Below are 18,547 nucleotides of genomic sequence, written 5' to 3'. Positions count from 1 at the left end.
CCTTTAAAATTTGCCGAGGTTAGTCTAATGACGGATGGTCGACACCCTCGATTTCGCTAACGCTGCATCGAGGCTACGCAAGACCAGCTCCGGATCAGGCAGCTATGCATTCCACTAGGATCAATGAAGCCAAAGCGCGATGGTCAGCTAATGGCCGTTTGCCGCTCCAATAAAGGTCCAAGCATTCAGACCCGCAAGCAATTTTTTCTCCGCGTATGCGCGCATCATTTATTTCTACTGCCCAGCAGATAATCAAACCCCGGCCAGGTGACGCACCAGTTGCCGGAGTCTGGCTGGGTGTGATGTTGGTAATGCCAGGGTAAATGCTGTTTAGCCCAGTCAGGGTCGAGATGGGCTTTGCGGTGCAGAATGTAATAAAGCGTCAACGAGCCGTATAAACCCATCACGAAAATCGGCCGATACCAAATTAGCGGCAGATGCGCCATGACAATGGCGGCCAATACCGCCAACTCCTTGGTTTGCGCATTCCAGGTCGATAAGTCCAAATGGCGATAGCCGGGATCCAGCATCTGGTGTTTAGCGCAGATCGCATGGTGTTCAAACCAATGGTAGGCCCAAATGCTGCCCGGCTGTTTGCCTAAGCGATGCAAGATGAATTTGTGCATCAGCCATTCGCCGAGATTGGCGTACAGAATGGCCAGTAAAAATTGTAGGCTCACTGAGATCATGGTTCGGCTGGGGCTAATGGTTTGTAGTGGGGATTATCTTCACCCGGTTTGCCGTGCTCGGGATAGTTGTTTTATTCCTGCTGCTTTGGTCGTGTACTTTTGGTTCCAGCTCTTACCATTTTCCAAATGGTGTTCCATTTTTAATCCGATTTTAATGACTTCTGCACCAGCAATTTCCAAAAGCTCTGCTAAAAATTAATACCATTATTTGATTGAGGCACGGAATTTAGCCGGCCAGTTTGCTGTAGATCGCTTTTTTCGATTTTTATCGGCGGATAGCTTCACAAAATCGACTTGCGTACAGTAGACCTATGTACTAGGCTATGCTACCGCTCAAGTGGGGGAGGAGAAATGGCTTCGTACCGGGGAGTGACCGGCGCGCTGTTGGCGTTGGAATCGTTCTTGACCAGCAGATTACCTGCCGAGCTGAGCAGCGAGCCCACCAATGCCCAAGCAAAACTGCTGGGCAGCGCCGACATTGCCAATATCCTCACCGGCAATTTGCTGGGTATTTACCTGCATCGCATCACCATCGATCCGCACGGCCGGCAGCGCACCTTTGCGTCGCGCGGTTCCGACCAAAACGCCCCGCAAGCCGAACTGCCGGTCAATCTGCATTTCCTGTTAATCGCCAACGCTGCCAGCGCCACCATCGAAGCCGATCTTTTGAGTTGGGCCATGGTCGAGCTCGCCAACGAATGTCAGCTCGACATCTCGCATATTCAAGACATCGACGACGAATGGGGCCAGGCGGAAGTGCTGAATATCGCCCCGGACGAGATGACTACCGAGGATTTGATGCGCATCTGGGATGTCTTCAAATCGCCTTATACCAGTACCGTACCCTATGTGGCGCGCACCGTGCGCCTGCGGCTGCGTCGGCCGCGTACGGAAGGTCCGCCGGTTAGTACTCGGGTATTTCCGGGAGGCAAGGTATGAAAGCCGTCAAGGTTCTGGAAACCAATATCCTCTACGCCAGCGATGTGATCTATTGGCTGGACGGTAGCAGCGCCGCGCAGGAAGCCGATATGCGGCGGCTCAGCGAAGCCGTTGTGTTGCAACTCGATACCCGCCCTGCGGATCTGCAATTTTTACACACGCCAGGTAAAACGGCCTTTTGGCGGCGATCAGCCGGTAAAACGGTGCAAGGCGTGCCCAGCGAGGCGGATAAGCTGCGCCCGGCTGAAGCCGCATACATCATCGCGGGCTCAGTGGCGGATAGTCAAAGCCGCTATATCCCGCGCCGTTTTGCAGTTCAAGTCGGCAATGCCGCCGGACACAGCTTGGTGCTTTATCCGACCCCTTTCGGTACCAAGCTCGGCCGCGGCGGAGGTTTGCGCGGCACTCTGAGGTTTACCGGCAGTAATGCGCCGGCTATCTGGGCATTGCTGACGCTGACGGTCAATCTGGGCGTCGGCGGCAATTTGATCTGCCGTGCCCAAGCCGACGCCAATGGTGATTTCATTATCGCGATGCACCGCCTGCCGCCCTTACCGGAAGGCGTAACCGAATACAACGCGACACTGAGCATTGCGGCCTCGGCTGCGGCCAGCGCCGCGCTACCGGTCGACCCGGCCGACTTGCAGCCGATGCTGCTCGGCGCTATTAACGCCAACAGTTTTGCCGCCGCACTAGCCCTGACCGTGGTGCCGGGCGACTTGAGTTTAATCCGGTCCTTTAATCGGGATCATCTTGCCGTTCAACCCAATTGAGTCATCCATGAGTTGAGTTCGTCCTTTAAACGCTGGTCCACATAAAAATTAAGGAGGGGAGCATGCCTGAATATCTTGCACCGGGTGTGTTTGTAGAAGAAGTTAGCTTTCGCGCCAAATCGATCGAAGGGGTGGGGACCAGCGTCACGGCGGTGGTCGGTCCTACCCGTTTCGGGCCGTTGCGGGGCAATCCCGAGGTAGTGACTAGCTTTGGCGAATTCACCCGCATCTACGGCGACATCCAAAATCTGACGCTGGCCGGCGTATCCGTACTTAACCATACTGCGATCGCCGCGAAAGCCTTTTTCGACGGCGGCGGCAAACAGCTCTATGTGTCGCGGGTCGGCAATTTTCCGCAAAACGTGCCGGGCATATCAACGCGGTCCGTGCCGAATGTGTTGAGTTTCAGCAGCCGCTTTCCGGGAGCGATGGGCGATTTCACGCTGGAACTCCTGTGGCGCGATAGCGAAAATCTGTTAAAGACCGAGGCTACCTCGGCGCCCGCCGAAGGCGAGGTGGTGTTTCTGAATGCCACCGGCCTGACCAATGCGGTGCGCTCGGCCGGTATCGCCGCGCAATTCCCCGACGAACGCTTTCCTTTAAATGTCCGCGCCCTGGTGCGCCGGGAAGGCGATCATTTCGTCATCGTCAATAACCGCTGCGAACTGGACACCGCCGACGATGTCGCAGCGGGCGGTACCGCCTTACGTCCCAACGGCCAGGCCGACGGCAGTCAGGGCGTATTGATGACGGCCGGTTTGGTAAACGGTCCGGGCGTTGCAGTCAGCTACACCCGGGTGTTTGCGAAAAATCCCAGCAGCGGGTCCTTGGCTAACGGCACGTCAGCAGTCTTGACCCTGAGCGCGGAAACCAATCTGTCGGTGTATACCGGCGCGGCGCATTGGGGCACACTGACCGCGCTGCGCGGTACGTTAAATGCGGCCGGCAGCGAGTTTGTGGTGGACGGCGGCGGTTTGAATGTGGGCGTCAATGCCGACATAACCTTGCCGTTGGCGGCTTTGGCTGCTGCACCTAATACGGTAAGGGCGGTAGTGGTGCAGCGCAATTTCGATATTGCCGTGCATGCCGGCGGCCGCAACGGCCCGGTAATTTACAGTTACGGCGATATTTCCAGCGCCCCCGACGCAAAAAACAGTCTCGGCGCCGTAATGCCCGTGACGCCGGACAAGCGTTACGACCAATTGACCAGTCCGGTCAGTTGCACCCTCAGCCCCGGTATCAGCGGCGCCGACGTGGTGGCAGCCTTGTACAGCTTGTTCGAGTCGGATGGCTTAAATCCCGGCCCCATGTCGGTTCAAGGTCCGCGTTATTTGATTAATCTGTCCGGCGGCAGCGACGGCAACGTGCCCGGCGCCGTGCAATACGGCGGCGTGGAAGACGAGGTCAACGGCAGCAGCGGTTTCGTGGCCTTGGAAAATATCGAGGATGTGTCTATCGTGATGACCCCGGCTGCGGCGGCTGACGCCACCAATCATCAAGCCATCGTCGCCGAGGTGCAAAAACACTGTCTAAAAATGCGTTACCGGGTTGGCATCGTCGATAGCCGCGACGGCATGGCGCTGTCGGAAGTGCGCGAGTTTCGTTCCAACTTCGACGATTCCAGACTGGCACTGTACTACCCTTGGGTGGTCATTGCCGATCCGCGCGGCCTGCTCAGCACTATCAATGTACCGCCGTCCGGCTTCGTCGCCGGCGTCTATGCCAATACCGACGTGCAGCGCGGCGTGCACAAGCCGCCGGCTAACGAACCGGTGATCGGCGCTTTGCGTTTTGCCCAGGAAATCAACCGCTTCCAGCAGGAATTGCTGAATCCCAACGGCATCAACTGTCTGCGCTCGTTTCCGGGGCGCGGGCATCGGGTTTGGGGCGGCCGCACTTTGTCCAGCGATCCGGAATGGAAATACGTCAACGTCCGCCGCTACTTTTTGTACCTGGAGCGTTCCATCGACAAATCCACACAATGGGCGGTGTTCGAACCGAACGGCGAGCGCTTGTGGGACAACATTCGCCAGACCGTGGAAAGCTTTTTATACAACGAGTGGGTCAACGGCCGACTGTTGGGTGGTAGCGCCAAAACTGCTTATTTCGTGCGTTGCGACCGTAGCACGATGACCCAAAACGATCTGGACAACGGTCGCTTGGTTTGCGAAATCGGCGTGGCGGCCTTGAAGCCGGCCGAATTTGTGATTTTCCGTATCGGCCAAAAAACCGCCGACGCCTGAACCCTGGACTGGAGATAAACCATGGCTACATATCGCGAAACACCCTATGGGGTGTTCAATTATCTGGTCAACCTGGGCGACGGCAGCGAAGGCGAAGTGCAGGGCGGCTTTTCGGAAGTGTCGGGTTTGAATGCGGAAGTGACGGTGGCGGAATATCGTAACGGCAACGACGCGGTCAATTACGTGCGCAAGATCCCGGCCATCAACAAGGCCGGCGACGTGACGTTGAAGCGTGGCGTGATCGGTGCGGACAACATTTACAGTTGGCTGGAGCAAATTCGCGGCGGCGATGTGACCGCCAAGCGCGATGTGGTGATCAAGCTTAAAAACGAAGATCCCACCAGCGCCAGCGCCGTGGTCACCTGGAAACTGGTCAGGGCCATGCCTATCAAATGGACCGGGCCGACCTTAACCGCCAAGGGCGGCAGCGACGTGGCGATGGAAGAGCTGGTGCTCTCCGTCGAAACCATCATCCAAAGCTAGCCGGAGCGACAGCGGATGGAATGGCTAGCCGGAGCGCGCATCGCCCTGACGCCACGGCCGGTTGAACGCCGGATCGCGGCGCTGGAAGTGGCCATGCTTGGGCATTGCCCGGGCCGGGTCAGGCTTGAGCGCCTGCTGCAATTGCCGGCAGCGCTGGAGGATATGCGCGCGGTCGGATACGGTAAGACAGTCGATGACTTGCTGCTGCCCGGTGCGGTCAGCGAACTGTACCATCTACCGATACCCTTGCAGTCCAGCGCCGAATTTCACGACATTTTCCCGGATGCGCTTACCGCCACCACCCAATATGTCAGCCTGCTGGCTGGTAATAAAGCCTGGCTGGGCCTGGCGGTTGACGATTTTTTCGCCAACGGCGGCGAAAAACTCTGGGTGGTGCGGATACCCGAAAGCTCGGGGCAAGCCGGTTTCCTGCCTGCCGACAAAACGGAATTGCACGATGTTACTACTCTTCAGGGCTTGGCTTGTGTGCTGGTCATTCCGGCTTTGGGCGTGGTGAGTTTTCCCGATTTGGAACGCCTGCAAATTCCGCCGCGTCTGCCGGATATTCCCAGGGTACGTCTGGAAAACAACGACCCGCAGTTTCTGCCTTGCACGCAAAATACCGATGACGATCACCGCGAACGCCGGTACAGCAGCGAGTTAAGCGACATGCCGCCGCCTTGGCAATTGCCGCAGGTGTTGCGCGGCATGCTGCAATTTATTAGCAGCCATCGGCCCGATCTGCAATGTCTGTTTACCTTGCCGCTGGCCTATTCCGGCGAGTTGGACAGCCCGGTGCTCGACCCGGCGGCGTGGAGCGCACTGGCCGGGTATCAAGAAAATCGGGATACGGCGCAAGCGCTGCGGCATGTGCAGTTTTTGTTTCCCTACTTGCGCGGGCCGCGCTTTGCCTTGCATAGCCCGGTTGGTTTGATCGCCGGCCAGCAGGCGGCAGCGGCGCGCCGCGACGGCCCTTGGCGCTCGATGGCGGCCAAACCCTTAAACACTGACGCCTTGCCCTACCCGCGTTTGTCCATCGCCCAAACCTTGGTGTTACGCGATAAGCCCGGCATCAGTGTGATCAACTATCGCCATTCGTTTAGCGGCGGCGCGCAACTCAGTCTCGACGACGAGCGCTTGGTGGTGCCGGCCTTACCGGTCGCCGATTATCCGTTCGACCGCCAGCGATACGACGGCTTTCGATCCGCGGAAGTGATGCGTTTCCTGGGTTTTTTGCGCCGACAATTGCAGGCTTTGGGCGAGCAATTGATCTTTAATCTGGATTACCGCGACCCGCGACCACGTTTACTGCTGGAGCAGTTTTTTCGACGCTTGTACAGCCAGGGCGCCTTGCGCGGCGCGTCTGCCGAGCAAGCCTTTTCGATCAGCGAATCGATACCGCAGGAAGGGGCGATGCTCTTCGAGATCATGCTGGCGCCGGCGTTTCCGATCGACAAGCTGTTTCTGACCTTCGCCAATCTGAACGGCGAATGGCGCTCGGAGGTGGTCGATGGCTGAAATCAGCGAATTCGTCGCCTTCCGTTTCAAGGTCAATCTGTACAACAGCGATCAGAGCAGCCTGTTGTGCAGCGGCTATTTCAGCGAAGTGACCGGCTTCGAAGCGACGATGGAACCTAAGGTCATCAACGAGGGCGGCCACAATTGGGGCGAACATCACCGCTCCGGGCCGACTAAATTCGCGCCGATTATTTTGAAACGCGGCGTCACCGACATCAACGATTTGTGGTCCTGGTTCGACATCACTACCAGCCAAGCCAATTACGGCTACCGCCTGAGCGGCGAGATTATCGTGTTCGGCAATCCCAGCGTTAGCGGCGGCAACGTCACCGATAACGCGGTGCTGGTCTGGAAGCTTAACGGGGTGTTGCCGACCAAATTCAAAGGCCCGGATTTGTCGGCCACCGCCAGCCAGGTAGCCATCGAAGAATTGCAGCTGGTGCATCAAGGCCTGGAATTGCAGCGGCCGGCGCCGGCCAGCACGCAAGGCAGGGGGGCGGCATGATAGCCATCGAACGCGGCAAACTGATTCCGGTCAACGGTGACAACGATAGTCCTGATTTGGATAACGCCATTGACGTGCAATTCAACCCGTCCAGCCTGAAAGTCAGCCTGTCTAACACCTTGAAAGAAAACGCCCGCAACGGCAACAGCCGCTCGGCGCAGTTCGTCGATAAAAGCTCGTCCAATCTGACCATAGAATTGATTTTTGATACCACGTATATCGAAGCGCCCGGCGGCGCGGGCCAGGGTAGCGGGCAAACCGCCAGCAGTGCCGGCAGCAACAGCAGCGCCAAGAAAGCTATCGAGCAAGGTTCGGACGTGCGTTTGGAGACCAAAAAAATCGCTGATACTTTTATCAAGCCGGTAGAAGACGGCAAAAAAATGAAGGCACCCAAGCGCTGTTTATTTCAATGGGGCGCGTTCGAGTTTTTGGGGCTGGTGCAAAGCTTCGACGAAACCCTGGATTTCTTCTCGCCGGAAGGCCGGCCGCTGCGCGCCACCGTGTCCTTAAAGCTCAGCGAAGACCGCTATCAATTCCGTAACCGGGCCGTAGAACAAGCCTCCCGCAATACCCCCAGCCTGAGTTCGACCGGAGCCGGCCCGCAAGGCGGTTCCGGACAGAATGCCGCGCCGGTGCCAGGCGGCAGCGGCGAAGATGCCGGCAATTGGCGCGATACCTCGCTGTTTAATGGCATAGAGTCGCCCAGAATGCCGTCGCTATCGGTGGTGGCGGTGCCTAGCCTGAGCTTGAGTGCTTCGGTAGGGATTAGCGGCGGCGTGGGATTTGGGGTAAGTGCCGGTGTCAACATCAGCGGCGGTATCAGCGCCAATGTTTCGGCAAGCTTGTCAGCCTCGGTGAATGTTGGTGCTGGTTCAGTCAATAGTGCAGGGGGGGCAAAAGCGGCACCACCAGCAGCGCCATCGCCAAGTCCGGCGTTCAAATTCGGCAACTCGGCGAGCTTGGGCACCGGCATCGAAGGTGCGTTTAACCCGGCTGGAAACAAGGGCAGTCTGAATGCCGCCCATATGCAAACCGGCAGTGCGTCGTTAAGACCAGCAGCAATGCAAACCGCCAGTGGCAGTCAAAGCGGGTCATCGGCCTCTGCGATGACTGGCGATAGGCCTTTGTCAACCGCTGCAGCTAACCAAGCAGGATCAGCAACTGCGGGCCGCAAAAGTAGCGGCGTATCGGTCAGCAGTTTATTAAAAGCCTCCGCCGACACTGGCGTTGGATTCGATTGAGCAGGAATCAGACATGCCGGTATTGATAGACGAAGTGATATTGGAGGTGCAAGACGGCGTCACCGAAACGGCCGAACAACAACCGACCGCGCAGCAGACACCGTTGGCGCCGGCTGAGATCGAGCTGGCGCAAATGTTGGAGTTGATCAGGCAGAGGCAGGAGCGGTTGAGGATTGATTGAGAGGAGAAAGTTGAGAACATAGATTTTAATCCCCTCACCCTAGCCCTCTCCCGGAGGGAGAGGGGATTTGTAAAAGGGTTTTAGGAGGCTTTGTGTGGCGGAAGGGTTTCCTTCCCGTATGCCGCACCGAGCACCGGAGCTTTTGAACGGATTTGCCCGAAGGGGTGCGGCATGGATGCCGCACGTTGCCGAAGGGGCAGGAAGCCCCTTTCGGCAACCCCGTTCAAAAGCGAGGAGCGCAGGGAATAAGCGGCATCCGGGTGTCTTTTCTTTTGGGTACTTTTCTTTGGACAAGCAAAGAAAAGTACCTCGGCTGTCGGGCCGAGACCCGACATCCAAAAAAAACCGTCGCGTTAGCGACACCAACTAAAACAATAAGAAAACAAACTAACAACACTATGCCCGATTCAGCCTTCACCAGCTCCCGCCCAACGATCAAGATCGACGGCGAAAAACGCGAAGATCTGCAACAGGCCTTGCTGGCGATGCAGGTTAATCTGCCCTTGCACGGCTGCGCGCATGCCGAATTGCAGCTGTCCAATTGGGGGAGGCCGGAAGGCGGGCAAGACCCCGACTTTACTTTGAACGACATTGCCTTGGGTGCCGGCGTGGAAATCGAAATGGGCAGCGACACTCCGCAACATCTGTTTAGCGGCGAGATTACCGCCATTGAAGAAAGCTACGGCGATGGCGCGCCCAACATCGCGCTGCTGTTGCAAGACAAATTGCATAGACTGGCGCGCAGCCGGCATAACCGTAGCTTTGAAGATCAAAGCCCGGACGAACTAGTGCAAGCCATCGCCGGCGAGGCGGGCCTGCAAACCGATGCGTCGTTGTCTAGTATCACCGCCACCTGGCATCAACTCAACGAAAGTGATTTGGCCTTTCTGCTGCGCATCGGCAATCGCTTTGACATAGCCGTACGCTTGGAGGGGAATACCCTACGGGCCAAGGCCGAAGAAGCCGATCCCAACCCGGTCGAGCTCAGCGCCCAGGACAGCGCCCTGAAAGTGCGCTTAATCGCCGATTTGAATCATCAACCGCTCAGCAGCCAAGTCAATGGCTATAACCTAGCTAGCGCCGACCCGGTGGATTTTACGGCCGACGCAATGACGCCGGCGCCCACCGGCACCAGCGCGGCGGCGGCTTTAGGCAATCTGAGCTGGCCCGGCCCGGAAATCGTCCCGCAGCCCTTTCCCGGCACCAGCAGCGAAGCCGAAGCCTATGCCAAGGCCGCATTCAAACGCCAAGCCAAACGCTTTATTCAAGGTGAAATTGTTTGCCAAGGCGAAGCGACTTTAAAACCCGGCCGCGAGATCGAGTTGGACGGCGTATCGCCTCGGCTGAAAGGCCGCTACCAAATCGTGCATTGCGTGCATCGCTTCGATAACAACAGCGGTTTCGAGACACACCTGAAAGTCAACAAAGGCGGGTGGCAGTCATGAATAGTCACGCCTTAGGCAATCTGCACAGTTTGCAACTTGGGCAAGTCACCGATAACGCGGACCCGGACAGCCGTGGCCGCATCAAGGTGCGCTTGCTGGCGACGCAGATGGAATTATGGGCCAGCGTCGTCGCACCATCAGCCGGTCAGGGTTACGGCGCGAGTTTCGTGCCGCGCCTGGAAGAAATTGTGGTGCTGGCTTTCATCACCCCGGAAATGCCGTTGGTGCTGGGCAGCGTCTGGGCCGGCAGCAGTAGCGTGCCGGCAGAGGCCGACCCGCAGGAAGATCATTACGTGATCCGTACGCCGCAGGAAACCGTGTTGGATTTCGACGACGGTAGCGGCCCGAAAGTGGAGTTGCGTACCCGCTCCGGTTACAAGATTTCGATAGACGAAGCAGGTGGCGGGGAAATCGTTATCGAGCGCGCCGACCAAAGCGTCACCCTTAATAGCTCAGGCATTGCAGTGCGCAGCAGCGGCAGCGTCACGGTCGATGCCAGCACAGTCACCATTAACGCCAGCATGGTGACGGTGAATGCCAGCATGTCCAAGTTCAGCGGCGTGGTGCAAGCCGATACGGTGATCGCCACTTCAGTGGTGGGCAGTTCCTACACGCCGGGCGCCGGCAACATTTGGTAAGGGATTATGAAAACCGAACAAGTTCTGCATCCCATTAAACTGAAACCGCCGTTTTATCAGGAGGGCGGACAATGCGGCTTGCATCGTTATCTGGATGCGGAGTTCATCAACCGCTTCAAGCAGGACATGCAGCGCCGCCAGTTCGATTTGCCGCAGTTCAACGCCTGGCAGCAGGAAGAGCGCCACAGCCGTCATGGCCAACAGCCGGTGCTGCGATTACCGCTGCATCGGGCTTTTCATATCGTCAGTTGCGAAGTGGTTTGCGACCGCTTCGGCGAGCCGGCGCTGGATCCGCAAAAAATCAGCTCGGCCGGTTTCGTGATTCGCCGACTGAGCGGCGGCCGCGAGCAGGCCTGGATGCTGGAAGACGGCGAAGCTTTGGGTTGGCAGGACGCACCCAGCGAGCTGCGTGACCCTGATTTGCATCGCCGGCTGTGCGCCAACGGCGTGCTGCACAAACGCGATGATCAGGCGGCCTATAGCGGCGAGGAAGTGCATCCCTTGCATGTGTTAAAAACCAGCGACGCCAACCGTAAAACCCACACGCTGTTGTTCGGTTATTTGCCGCTGGGTGGTTTTTATTATCTGCGCGATGTCAGCCAGGCGTTCGATAGTACCGATCAAGCGCAAACCGCCAGCGTCGCCGCGGCGATGTTGCCCTGGCCCTTCGGTTATCGGCAGCCGTTGAATCAAACCTGGTTGGCGGAACACAGCAAACCGTTGGCGCAAGGCCTAGCCAGCAAAGCTTTTTTCGAGTTGCTGAGAATCCTGGTTAACCGCTATCACCTCGGCGAAGCCGGCATTGCCGAGAATGCCGCGCTGGAAAATAAAGCGCAGCAACTGTGGCTGTACGACGAAGCCAAACTGCCGGCGGGTTTGCAAGGCCAAGCCTACACCGAAACCAGCCAGGGCTTGTTCGCACCTTATCGGCAGCAAACCTTTTATAGCTATCTACAAGCCTGTTTTGCATTGGGCGGGGATAACCCGTTGGTGCGCTGGTTGATTCAACAAGAACAAGCGATAGACGCGGTCGGCGGGCTGGACAAACTGGCGGCATTACCGGCCTTGCCGAATGCCAATGGCGTCGGCAATCTCAATCTGACGCTGTTGCTGCTGGCCGCCGATGCCCAGGAAATCCGCGTGCTGTTGGGGCAACGCCTCAGCGACCAAGCACTGAGTAAGGTCAAGGAAATCCCCCTGCCAAAATTCGCGCAAAATGCCGGCGATGTTTATCAAGTAGTGGCATTCGTGCGCGCCAAAAACCAGCTTGGCCAGGAACAGATTCAATGGGCCAATGCCGACACCCGCAGCATACCGTTTCGAGTCGCCGCGCCCTTCGATCCGGACGCCAGCCGGCCGGCGTTGATTCAGATGCCGTCGCTGGCCGATCTGCGTCGTGGTCTGGCCAAGGGCGCGGCGATGATCACGCCCGCTGATACTTTCGATTTAATGAACAAACTGAAATTAAATAAGGGCGCCAGCGAGGACACGGTCAAAGACACGTCCGGTCCGGATTTTGGCGTTCAATGGATTTGTTCGTTCAGCCTGCCGGTGATTACGCTGGTGGCGATGATCTTGTTGATGATCATGATCTCGCTGCTGAATATCGTGTTTTTCTGGCTGCCGTGGGTACGGATTTGCCTGCCGTTTCCAAAAATCAAGGGAGATTAAGCATGCGCACGCCGGTACCCGAGATTTTGAGTTGGCCGCTGGGCAATATCGATGCCGACGGCCGCTTGAGCTGGACCCGCGACGATCAAAGCATCCGCGAGGTGATGTTGAATATCCTGCTGACTCGGCCCGGCGAACGCTTGCAACGCCCGACTTTTGGTGCCGGTTTATTAAACTTCGTGCATCAACCCAATAACGAAACCACCCGCCATCTGATTGCCGGCGTGGTGCGCAAATCGCTGGAGACCTGGGAGCCTAGAGTGGAAATCGACGAAGTGCAAGTGCAGGCCAGTCCGGCCAGCGTCGCCGATGTGCATATCAATATCCGCTACCGGCTGCGCAACAGCCAGCGCCCGGCGGAACTGGGATTCACGCTAAACCTGAGCCTGCCGGCTTGAGGTTGCAAGAGAGGCCGTTATGCCATTACCGGTACCGAATTTAGACGACAGACGCTTCGAGGATTTGGTTGCCGAGGCCAAGGCCCGGCTGGCCAGCCATTTGCCAGAACTGGCGCAGATTGCCCCCGGCGACCCGCTCAACAGCTTTGTGGATTTATTCGCCTGGCTAACCGAAACCATTTTGTACCGCGCCAACTTAATTCCGGAACGCCAGCGCCGGGTATTTTTGAATTTGTTGCAAATTCCGGTGCGTGCCGCCCGGCCGGCCAAAGGCATAGTGTGCATAGACGCCGGACCGACAAGCGTGTTGCCGGCGGCATTGTTGGCGGACGGCAGCCAGCTGCGGGCCGGCAAACAGATTTTGACGGCGGTTGGCGAATTGCAACCCACCTGCCTGAGCTTACAAGTGTTGATTAAACAGAAGTTGGAGGCTGCCGATCTGGCCGCACTGGGTTTGACCTTACAGGACTTGCAGGAGCAGTACGGTTTGCGCAACGGCCAACGTCCCGAGCCGTTTCAACCGCGCCGCTTCCAGCCGGTTAAGGAAGTGCTGGATTTGACCGGTAGTCTGGATCGCAGCTTTTACCTGGCCTGCATCGCCCCCCGGCAGCTGGAAGGCCAGATTGCCTTGCTGCGCAGCCATCTGGCCGGCGTGGCCTTCAATATCGGCATCGCGCCCGCCGACAATTTGGACGGCGACGCGATCAACGAACTGAATCCGCGCAAGCTGATTTGGGAGCTGGTTTCCACCGGCGAGGCCGGCGAAACGATTTATCTACCCTTGGATGTGCTGGCCGACAGCTCCAAAGGCGGCCGGCAAACCGGTGTGGTCCGCTTGCGCTTACCCAAAAATCCGACGCTGTTTCAGGCGTTTGTACCGACCGATCCGATGTTCAGCGGTGTCGGCGATAGGCCGCCGGAATTGGCCGATCAAGTCGAAGCCGGTCGGGTGGCGTTTTGGTTGCGCTTGCGTTGCCCGGAACATCCCAACTTACAACTGGGCTACCTGGCGCTGAATGCCGTCGATGTGCTGGCCCAAGGCTTGAAACAGGATTTACTAGTGGGCATGGGGACCGGCCAGCCCGATCAGGTGGTGGTATTGCCGGATCAAAATATCGAGGCCGCGACCTTGCAACTGGATGTTGAGGAAAATGGCGCTTGGGTACGTTGGCAGCAAGTGGCTTTTCTCGCTGGGCAAGCCGCCGATGCCAGAGTGTATCGGCTGAATCCGCAATCCGGTTACGTGTACTTCGGTGACGGTACGACCGGGCGACGGCCGCCGTTGGGCAGCCGGATTCGTATCGCCGCTTATTTATTTGGCGGCGGTAGCGCCGGTAATCTGCCCGCCGGTAGCATCAAGGAAGTGGTGAACGGCAGTTCGCGTTACAAGCTGCGTCACGAATGGCCGTTAAGCGGCGGCATTGATGCGGAAACGGTCGAGCAGGCGGAAAAGCGCATCCCGCAATTTCTGACCCATCGCAACCGGGCCGTTACGCAACAGGATTTCAAAATCATCACCGAAGCCAATCCCGTCAATCCGGTGGCCCGCGCCGAAGTGTTGGTCGGTTTTTTGCCCGGCGCCAGTATTCGTGCGGCGCGCGACGGCGTACCGGGCGTGGTCAGCGTGTTCGTGCTGCCGCCGGCCGAACCGGCTGTGGGTCACACGCCCAAGCCCAACCAGGGCTTGTTGAAAGACGTGTTTGCCTATCTATTGCAGCGGACCATGGTCGGCACCGAATTGTATGTGTTAAGCCCGGAGTTCGTGCCGATTGCCGTCAGTGTGAAAGTGCAGGTGCGCGACATCGAAACCGAGCAACAAACCCTGCGCGACGTGCAGCAGACGCTGCTGGAATACCTGTGGCCGCTGGCGCCCGGTGGCGCGCGCGGCGCGGGTTGGCCTTTGGGCGGCGCGGTGCGCGCCAACGAATTATTGACCCAGGTGGCGCGGGTGGCCGGGGTGCAGGCCGTGAATGCCTTGAGCCTGTTTCAACGCGGTAGCCAGGGTTGGCGACGTTTGCCCGCCGATGAGCCGGTCAACTTGACTAAATTCCAGTTGCCCGAGCTGCTGGGTGTGCGCGCCGTCAGTGGTTCCGGCACACCGGCCTTGCCGGACGGTATTGGTTTGCTGGAAGGCCAAACCCCGGACGACAGTCTGGGCGTCGCAGTGCCGGTGATTCCGGACCTTTGTTGAGGCCTAGCGATGGACGTCAACAACACCCCGTATTTTTTACTGAAAGGCCAGGCCGATTTCGAACAGGGCTCCAGTCATTTGAACTGGAATGCCGGTTTGCAGGCGCTGACGCTGGCGCAAAATCAGGTTTTGCGCTTGCCAGCCGCCGATCCGGCGGCGGCTTTGCTGGCGTGGCAGAACAGCGCGCCGCTGGCTTTGGACAGTTTTAATCAGATCGGTCGTTTGAGTGCCGACGGTGCGCGTGTCGAATTTAACAGCGGCCGTGGTTATCTAAGCTTGCAGGACAATGAATTGCAGGATGTCGTCGCGCCGCAAGGCCGATTTACCGACATGGCGTTCGCGTCGGTCGCGGCAGGCGGCAAGCCGGGCTTCGGGCAACCGGCCGGCGACGGCAGGTTGGCTTTGCCGTTCAGTGACGGTATCAATCAGCATGGTTTGCTGCTGTTTCATCTCGCCCGCCGCTGGCAAACCTCCTGTACATGGGGCAATGCGGAAGGTGAGGACGCGGCGTCGCAAATGCCGCTAAGGGCATGTGTCGACGCGGAGCAGCGGGTTTGGCTAATCTCCGCGACAGGCTTGATGTTATGCAGTGGCGAACCGCTACCTTTACCCTACACGCCGCAACCGGTGCGCTTCGAACCCGAACAGGCCAATCCGCATCCGTTAACCCGCATCTGGCAGCAAGCCTTACCCGAGGGCTTGCAGGCCCTGGCCCTGTGTTGCGATTTGCAGCAGCTTTATATCTTGTGCCACGACGGCGCCGGCGCGCAGGCCATATTGACGCGGCCTCTATCGGCATTGGTCGATGCGCCATTCAAAACCTTCGTCTGCCCGGCCGAGTTGCCGTTTGCTGTCGATCTGGCGCTGGCTGCCGATTCGGCTTTACCCGACAGCGGCCGGCTGGCGGCTTTGGTGCCGCGCGCTGCGGATGATCTGAATTTTGCGCAACGCGATTGCCCGGTGTTGACGCTGCATTGGGATAGTGAAACCAATACCGGTCAGGCCCGCTTGCTGTACGAGCGTTATCCAATGTTGTCGCAAGCCGTGCCGCGTTTTGTCAGCAGCGCCGACGGCCAGTTGCGTTATCAAGCCGATGCCGATGCCGATTTTCCGGCGATAGCTCCGCGCCCCAGAGAGTTGCATGCCTTGCGCCGCCCGCAGTTTTTTCTGGAAGGCACGGCTTTACTGCATGAGCTGGATTCCGGCCAAGTCGATACCCAATGGCACCGACTGTATCTGGACGCCTGTATCCCGCCGGGCTGCGATATTCAGATTGCGGTGCGGGTGTTTGCCAGCCGGCAGGCGGTGCGGCCCAAGCCCATCGACCAGCCCGCGCCACTGTGGAATCCGCTACCGTCGGAACTGCCGTTCGCGGCAAGCCTGGCCGGCCAGCAAGCCGGCACTAGCGGTTTGTTCGAGATTTTGTTGCAACAGCCTTCCGGTCGGGTGCGGCAGTTGCGCGGGCGCTATCTGCAAATTCAAGTGACTTTGCGCGGCGACGGCCGGCAAAGCCCGGCTTTGCACGCCATCAGGGTGTATTACCCGCGGTTTTCCTATCAGGAAGCTTATTTCCCGGAATTTTACCGGCAGGAACTCAGTTACGATCCGGTGCAAGCCATCGGTCCGGCCAATGGCGCCGATGTCCGCGAGCGCTTGCTGGCGGCCTTCGAAGGCGTTCTAACGCCGTTGGAAGGCCGTATCGCCGCCAGCGAGCAATTGCTGGCGCCCGAAGCAACGCCTGCCGCTAATCTGCCTTGGCTGGCCGAGGCCGTAGGTGGTCAGCTGCCGAGCCACTGGCCGGAAGCCCGGCAGCGGCGCTGGCTACGGGACCTGACCTTGATGCAACAATACAAAGGTACGCTGGCGGCCTTGAATCTGGCTTTGGACATCGTCAGCGACGGTGGCGTGCAGCGTGGCGAAATTGTGGTGTTAGAGAATTTCCGTTTGCGGCGGACCATGGCGACGATACTGGGCATAGACATGGACGACGGCGATCACCCCTTGACCTTGGGTACCGGCATGAGCGGTAACAGCATCATCGGCGACAGCCTGATTCTGTCGGAAAGCGATGCCCGGCAATTTCTGGCACTGTTCGCCCCGGAGCTGGCGACAGTTGACGAGGCGGCGCAGGTCAAAGCGTTTTTTGAAGAATACGCGCACCAAGTCAGCATCTTGCTACACGGGCGGGCGGTGAGTTTGCGAACTGCTGTGGAAGACATTTTGACGGAACAGCTACCGGCGCATTTGCAATACCGGATCATCGAAACCGAACATCCCTTCGTGCTGGGTATCGCGCCGCTGCTGGGCATGGATACCTTTATAGAAACCGCGCCGCCGTTCCGCCGCGTGACGCTGGACGACACTTATCTGGGCCGCGAGGGGATCTTGAAAAACCCGGCGGCCTTTTCACCGGAGGACATCAATGCACAGGCTTAGCGGTTTTCCTGGGTTGGTTAACAACCCGGTCCTGTCTATCACGTTGATTTCCTTTGGGCTGAGTCCTTCGACTGGTTCGGCGCAACCGGCTTGGCGGATTCCGGTTCCTGTCAGAGGCTGGGGAAGAAGCTCCCTCTCCTCGCGGGAGAGGGTTGGGGTGAGGGGGCTCGATCAATGTGATCCGACTGTTTTTAGCCCCTCACCCTATCCTCTCCCGGAGGGCGATGGGATTTATGCTGCCGGATTCCGAGATTTTGGCATTTCCTATTGGGCACCACACACGGAGGCCGCATGGATACCCTAGACGATTTCACTACGCTGGAACAGGACGCCACGTTAGACGAGCCCCTGCGCCGCGTGGCTTACGAGGCTGGAATGATGCTGGGTCTGGAAGCGACCCGCGACGAGCAGGCCTACCATCGTCGCCGCCTGACCCGGCATCAATATTGGCTGCAAGGCTACGGCACGCTAGCGGGCATGGCGGTGAGCATGGTGCCGGCCACGCATCCCAACAACTCCGACGATCTAACCGTGCGCTTGCTGGTTAGTCCCGGCATCGGCATCGACGGTCTGGGCCGCGAAGTGCTGATTCACGAACCCTACTGCATCAATCTCGGCGATTGGCTGGCGGCGCAAACCGAGAGCCATCTGCGCGAAGGATACAGCGACGCCGATAATCTGCTTTGGCTGAAAATCTGCGTGCGGCAAAAAGATTGTCCTGTGGCGATGCAGCCGGTGCTGGCGCGCAAGCTCAATCTCAGTACCGATGCGGTGCAACCCAGCCGTACCGCTGACAGCGTGCGTCTGGAATTGATTCCGGAATTACCGGAACCTGCGGGCGAGGATGCCTACCAACCCTGGGCTTGCCATCAAGCTTTGCCTGCGGCGATGCCGGCGTTGTCGGTCGCCGAACAAGCCTTGTTGCAGCAAGTGCAAACCGATAATGCCGAAGCCGGCGCGCAACTGGCACTGCATGCCCGTTTGCTGCATGCGCTGGACAGTAGTGGGGTTAATCCGCAGCAATTGAATGACGAACTGGAGGAGGGTGCCCGTTTGTTGCTGGCCAGGATCAGCATCAGCGTCGCCGACATCAACGCCATTCTGGTCAACCCGCAATTAATCTCGATCAACAACTTGGTGCGGCCGTTCCTGGCCACCGCCAGCCAATTGGCCTGGCTGGCGCGCCAGCCCTGATC

The 18,547-nt window shown here is 58.5% G+C and carries 16 protein-coding genes; 15 read left to right on the top strand and 1 reads right to left on the bottom strand.

Features of this window, described 5'->3' with window-relative positions:
- Positions 1-224: 224 nt before the first annotated feature.
- Positions 225-689 carry a hypothetical protein gene (locus JL719_RS21130; RefSeq protein WP_033157775.1) on the bottom strand — a complete coding sequence of 155 codons (465 nt, stop codon included), beginning with the start codon at positions 687-689 and terminating at the stop codon, positions 225-227.
- Positions 690-1,040: 351 nt separating this feature from the next.
- Here JL719_RS21130 and JL719_RS21125 point away from each other — a divergent pair, with 351 nt between their 5' ends.
- The 15 genes from JL719_RS21125 (at position 1,041) to JL719_RS21055 (ending at position 18,545) form a co-directional block, all read left to right on the top strand.
- Positions 1,041-1,628 carry a Pvc16 family protein gene (locus JL719_RS21125; RefSeq protein ID WP_033157776.1) on the top strand — a complete coding sequence of 196 codons (588 nt, stop codon included), beginning with the start codon at positions 1,041-1,043 and terminating at the stop codon, positions 1,626-1,628.
- Complete coding sequence (locus JL719_RS21120; RefSeq protein WP_033157777.1) at positions 1,625-2,401, top strand: hypothetical protein; 777 nt, start codon at positions 1,625-1,627, stop codon at positions 2,399-2,401. The genes JL719_RS21125 and JL719_RS21120 overlap by 4 nt, the downstream gene beginning before the upstream one ends.
- Before the next feature lie 62 nt (positions 2,402-2,463).
- The gene (locus tag JL719_RS21115) at positions 2,464-4,644 is read left to right on the top strand and encodes a phage tail sheath family protein (RefSeq protein ID WP_033157778.1); all 2,181 of its coding nucleotides are present in this window, start codon (positions 2,464-2,466) and stop codon (positions 4,642-4,644) included.
- 21 nt (positions 4,645-4,665) lie between these two features.
- Entirely contained in the window at positions 4,666-5,127 is a 462-nt protein-coding gene (locus JL719_RS21110; protein ID WP_033157779.1) for a phage tail protein, read from the top strand.
- 15 nt (positions 5,128-5,142) lie between these two features.
- A complete protein-coding gene (locus tag JL719_RS21105; RefSeq protein ID WP_033157780.1) occupies positions 5,143-6,645 on the top strand; it encodes a hypothetical protein in 1,503 nt (500 codons plus the stop codon).
- The gene (locus JL719_RS21100; protein WP_033157781.1) at positions 6,638-7,150 is read left to right on the top strand and encodes a phage tail protein; all 513 of its coding nucleotides are present in this window, start codon (positions 6,638-6,640) and stop codon (positions 7,148-7,150) included. The genes JL719_RS21105 and JL719_RS21100 overlap by 8 nt, the downstream gene beginning before the upstream one ends.
- A complete protein-coding gene (locus JL719_RS21095; protein ID WP_051670163.1) occupies positions 7,147-8,391 on the top strand; it encodes a CIS tube protein in 1,245 nt (414 codons plus the stop codon). Before JL719_RS21100 ends, JL719_RS21095 begins: the two co-directional genes overlap by 4 nt.
- Positions 8,392-8,404: 13 nt before the next feature.
- The gene (locus JL719_RS21090) at positions 8,405-8,572 is read left to right on the top strand and encodes a hypothetical protein (RefSeq protein ID WP_165385993.1); all 168 of its coding nucleotides are present in this window, start codon (positions 8,405-8,407) and stop codon (positions 8,570-8,572) included.
- 398 nt (positions 8,573-8,970) lie between these two features.
- Positions 8,971-10,017 (top strand): phage late control D family protein, encoded by a 1,047-nt coding sequence (locus tag JL719_RS21085; RefSeq protein ID WP_033157782.1) that lies wholly within the window; start codon positions 8,971-8,973, stop codon positions 10,015-10,017.
- Positions 10,014-10,655 carry a phage baseplate assembly protein V gene (locus JL719_RS21080; RefSeq protein WP_033157783.1) on the top strand — a complete coding sequence of 214 codons (642 nt, stop codon included), beginning with the start codon at positions 10,014-10,016 and terminating at the stop codon, positions 10,653-10,655. The genes JL719_RS21085 and JL719_RS21080 overlap by 4 nt, the downstream gene beginning before the upstream one ends.
- Positions 10,656-10,661: 6 nt before the next feature.
- Positions 10,662-12,326, top strand: a complete 1,665-nt coding sequence (locus JL719_RS21075; RefSeq protein WP_033157784.1) for a hypothetical protein — start codon at positions 10,662-10,664, stop codon at positions 12,324-12,326.
- Between the two features lie 2 nt (positions 12,327-12,328).
- Positions 12,329-12,724, top strand: coding sequence for a GPW/gp25 family protein (locus tag JL719_RS21070; RefSeq protein WP_033157785.1), 396 nt, complete (start codon positions 12,329-12,331; stop codon positions 12,722-12,724).
- A 19-nt stretch (positions 12,725-12,743) separates the two neighbouring features.
- The gene (locus JL719_RS21065) at positions 12,744-14,915 is read left to right on the top strand and encodes a putative baseplate assembly protein (protein ID WP_033157786.1); all 2,172 of its coding nucleotides are present in this window, start codon (positions 12,744-12,746) and stop codon (positions 14,913-14,915) included.
- 9 nt (positions 14,916-14,924) lie between these two features.
- Complete coding sequence (locus JL719_RS21060) at positions 14,925-17,351, top strand: phage tail protein (protein WP_033157787.1); 2,427 nt, start codon at positions 14,925-14,927, stop codon at positions 17,349-17,351.
- A gap of 291 nt (positions 17,352-17,642) precedes the next feature.
- Positions 17,643-18,545, top strand: coding sequence for a hypothetical protein (locus tag JL719_RS21055; RefSeq protein WP_033157788.1), 903 nt, complete (start codon positions 17,643-17,645; stop codon positions 18,543-18,545).
- Positions 18,546-18,547: the final 2 nt, after the last annotated feature.

It is taken from the genome of Methylomonas sp. LW13 (assembly GCF_016865255.1).
Taxonomy (GTDB): Bacteria; Pseudomonadota; Gammaproteobacteria; order Methylococcales; family Methylomonadaceae; genus Methylomonas.
Note: the sequence above shows the minus strand (reverse complement) of the source record. Positions and strands in the feature narration are given on the sequence as shown.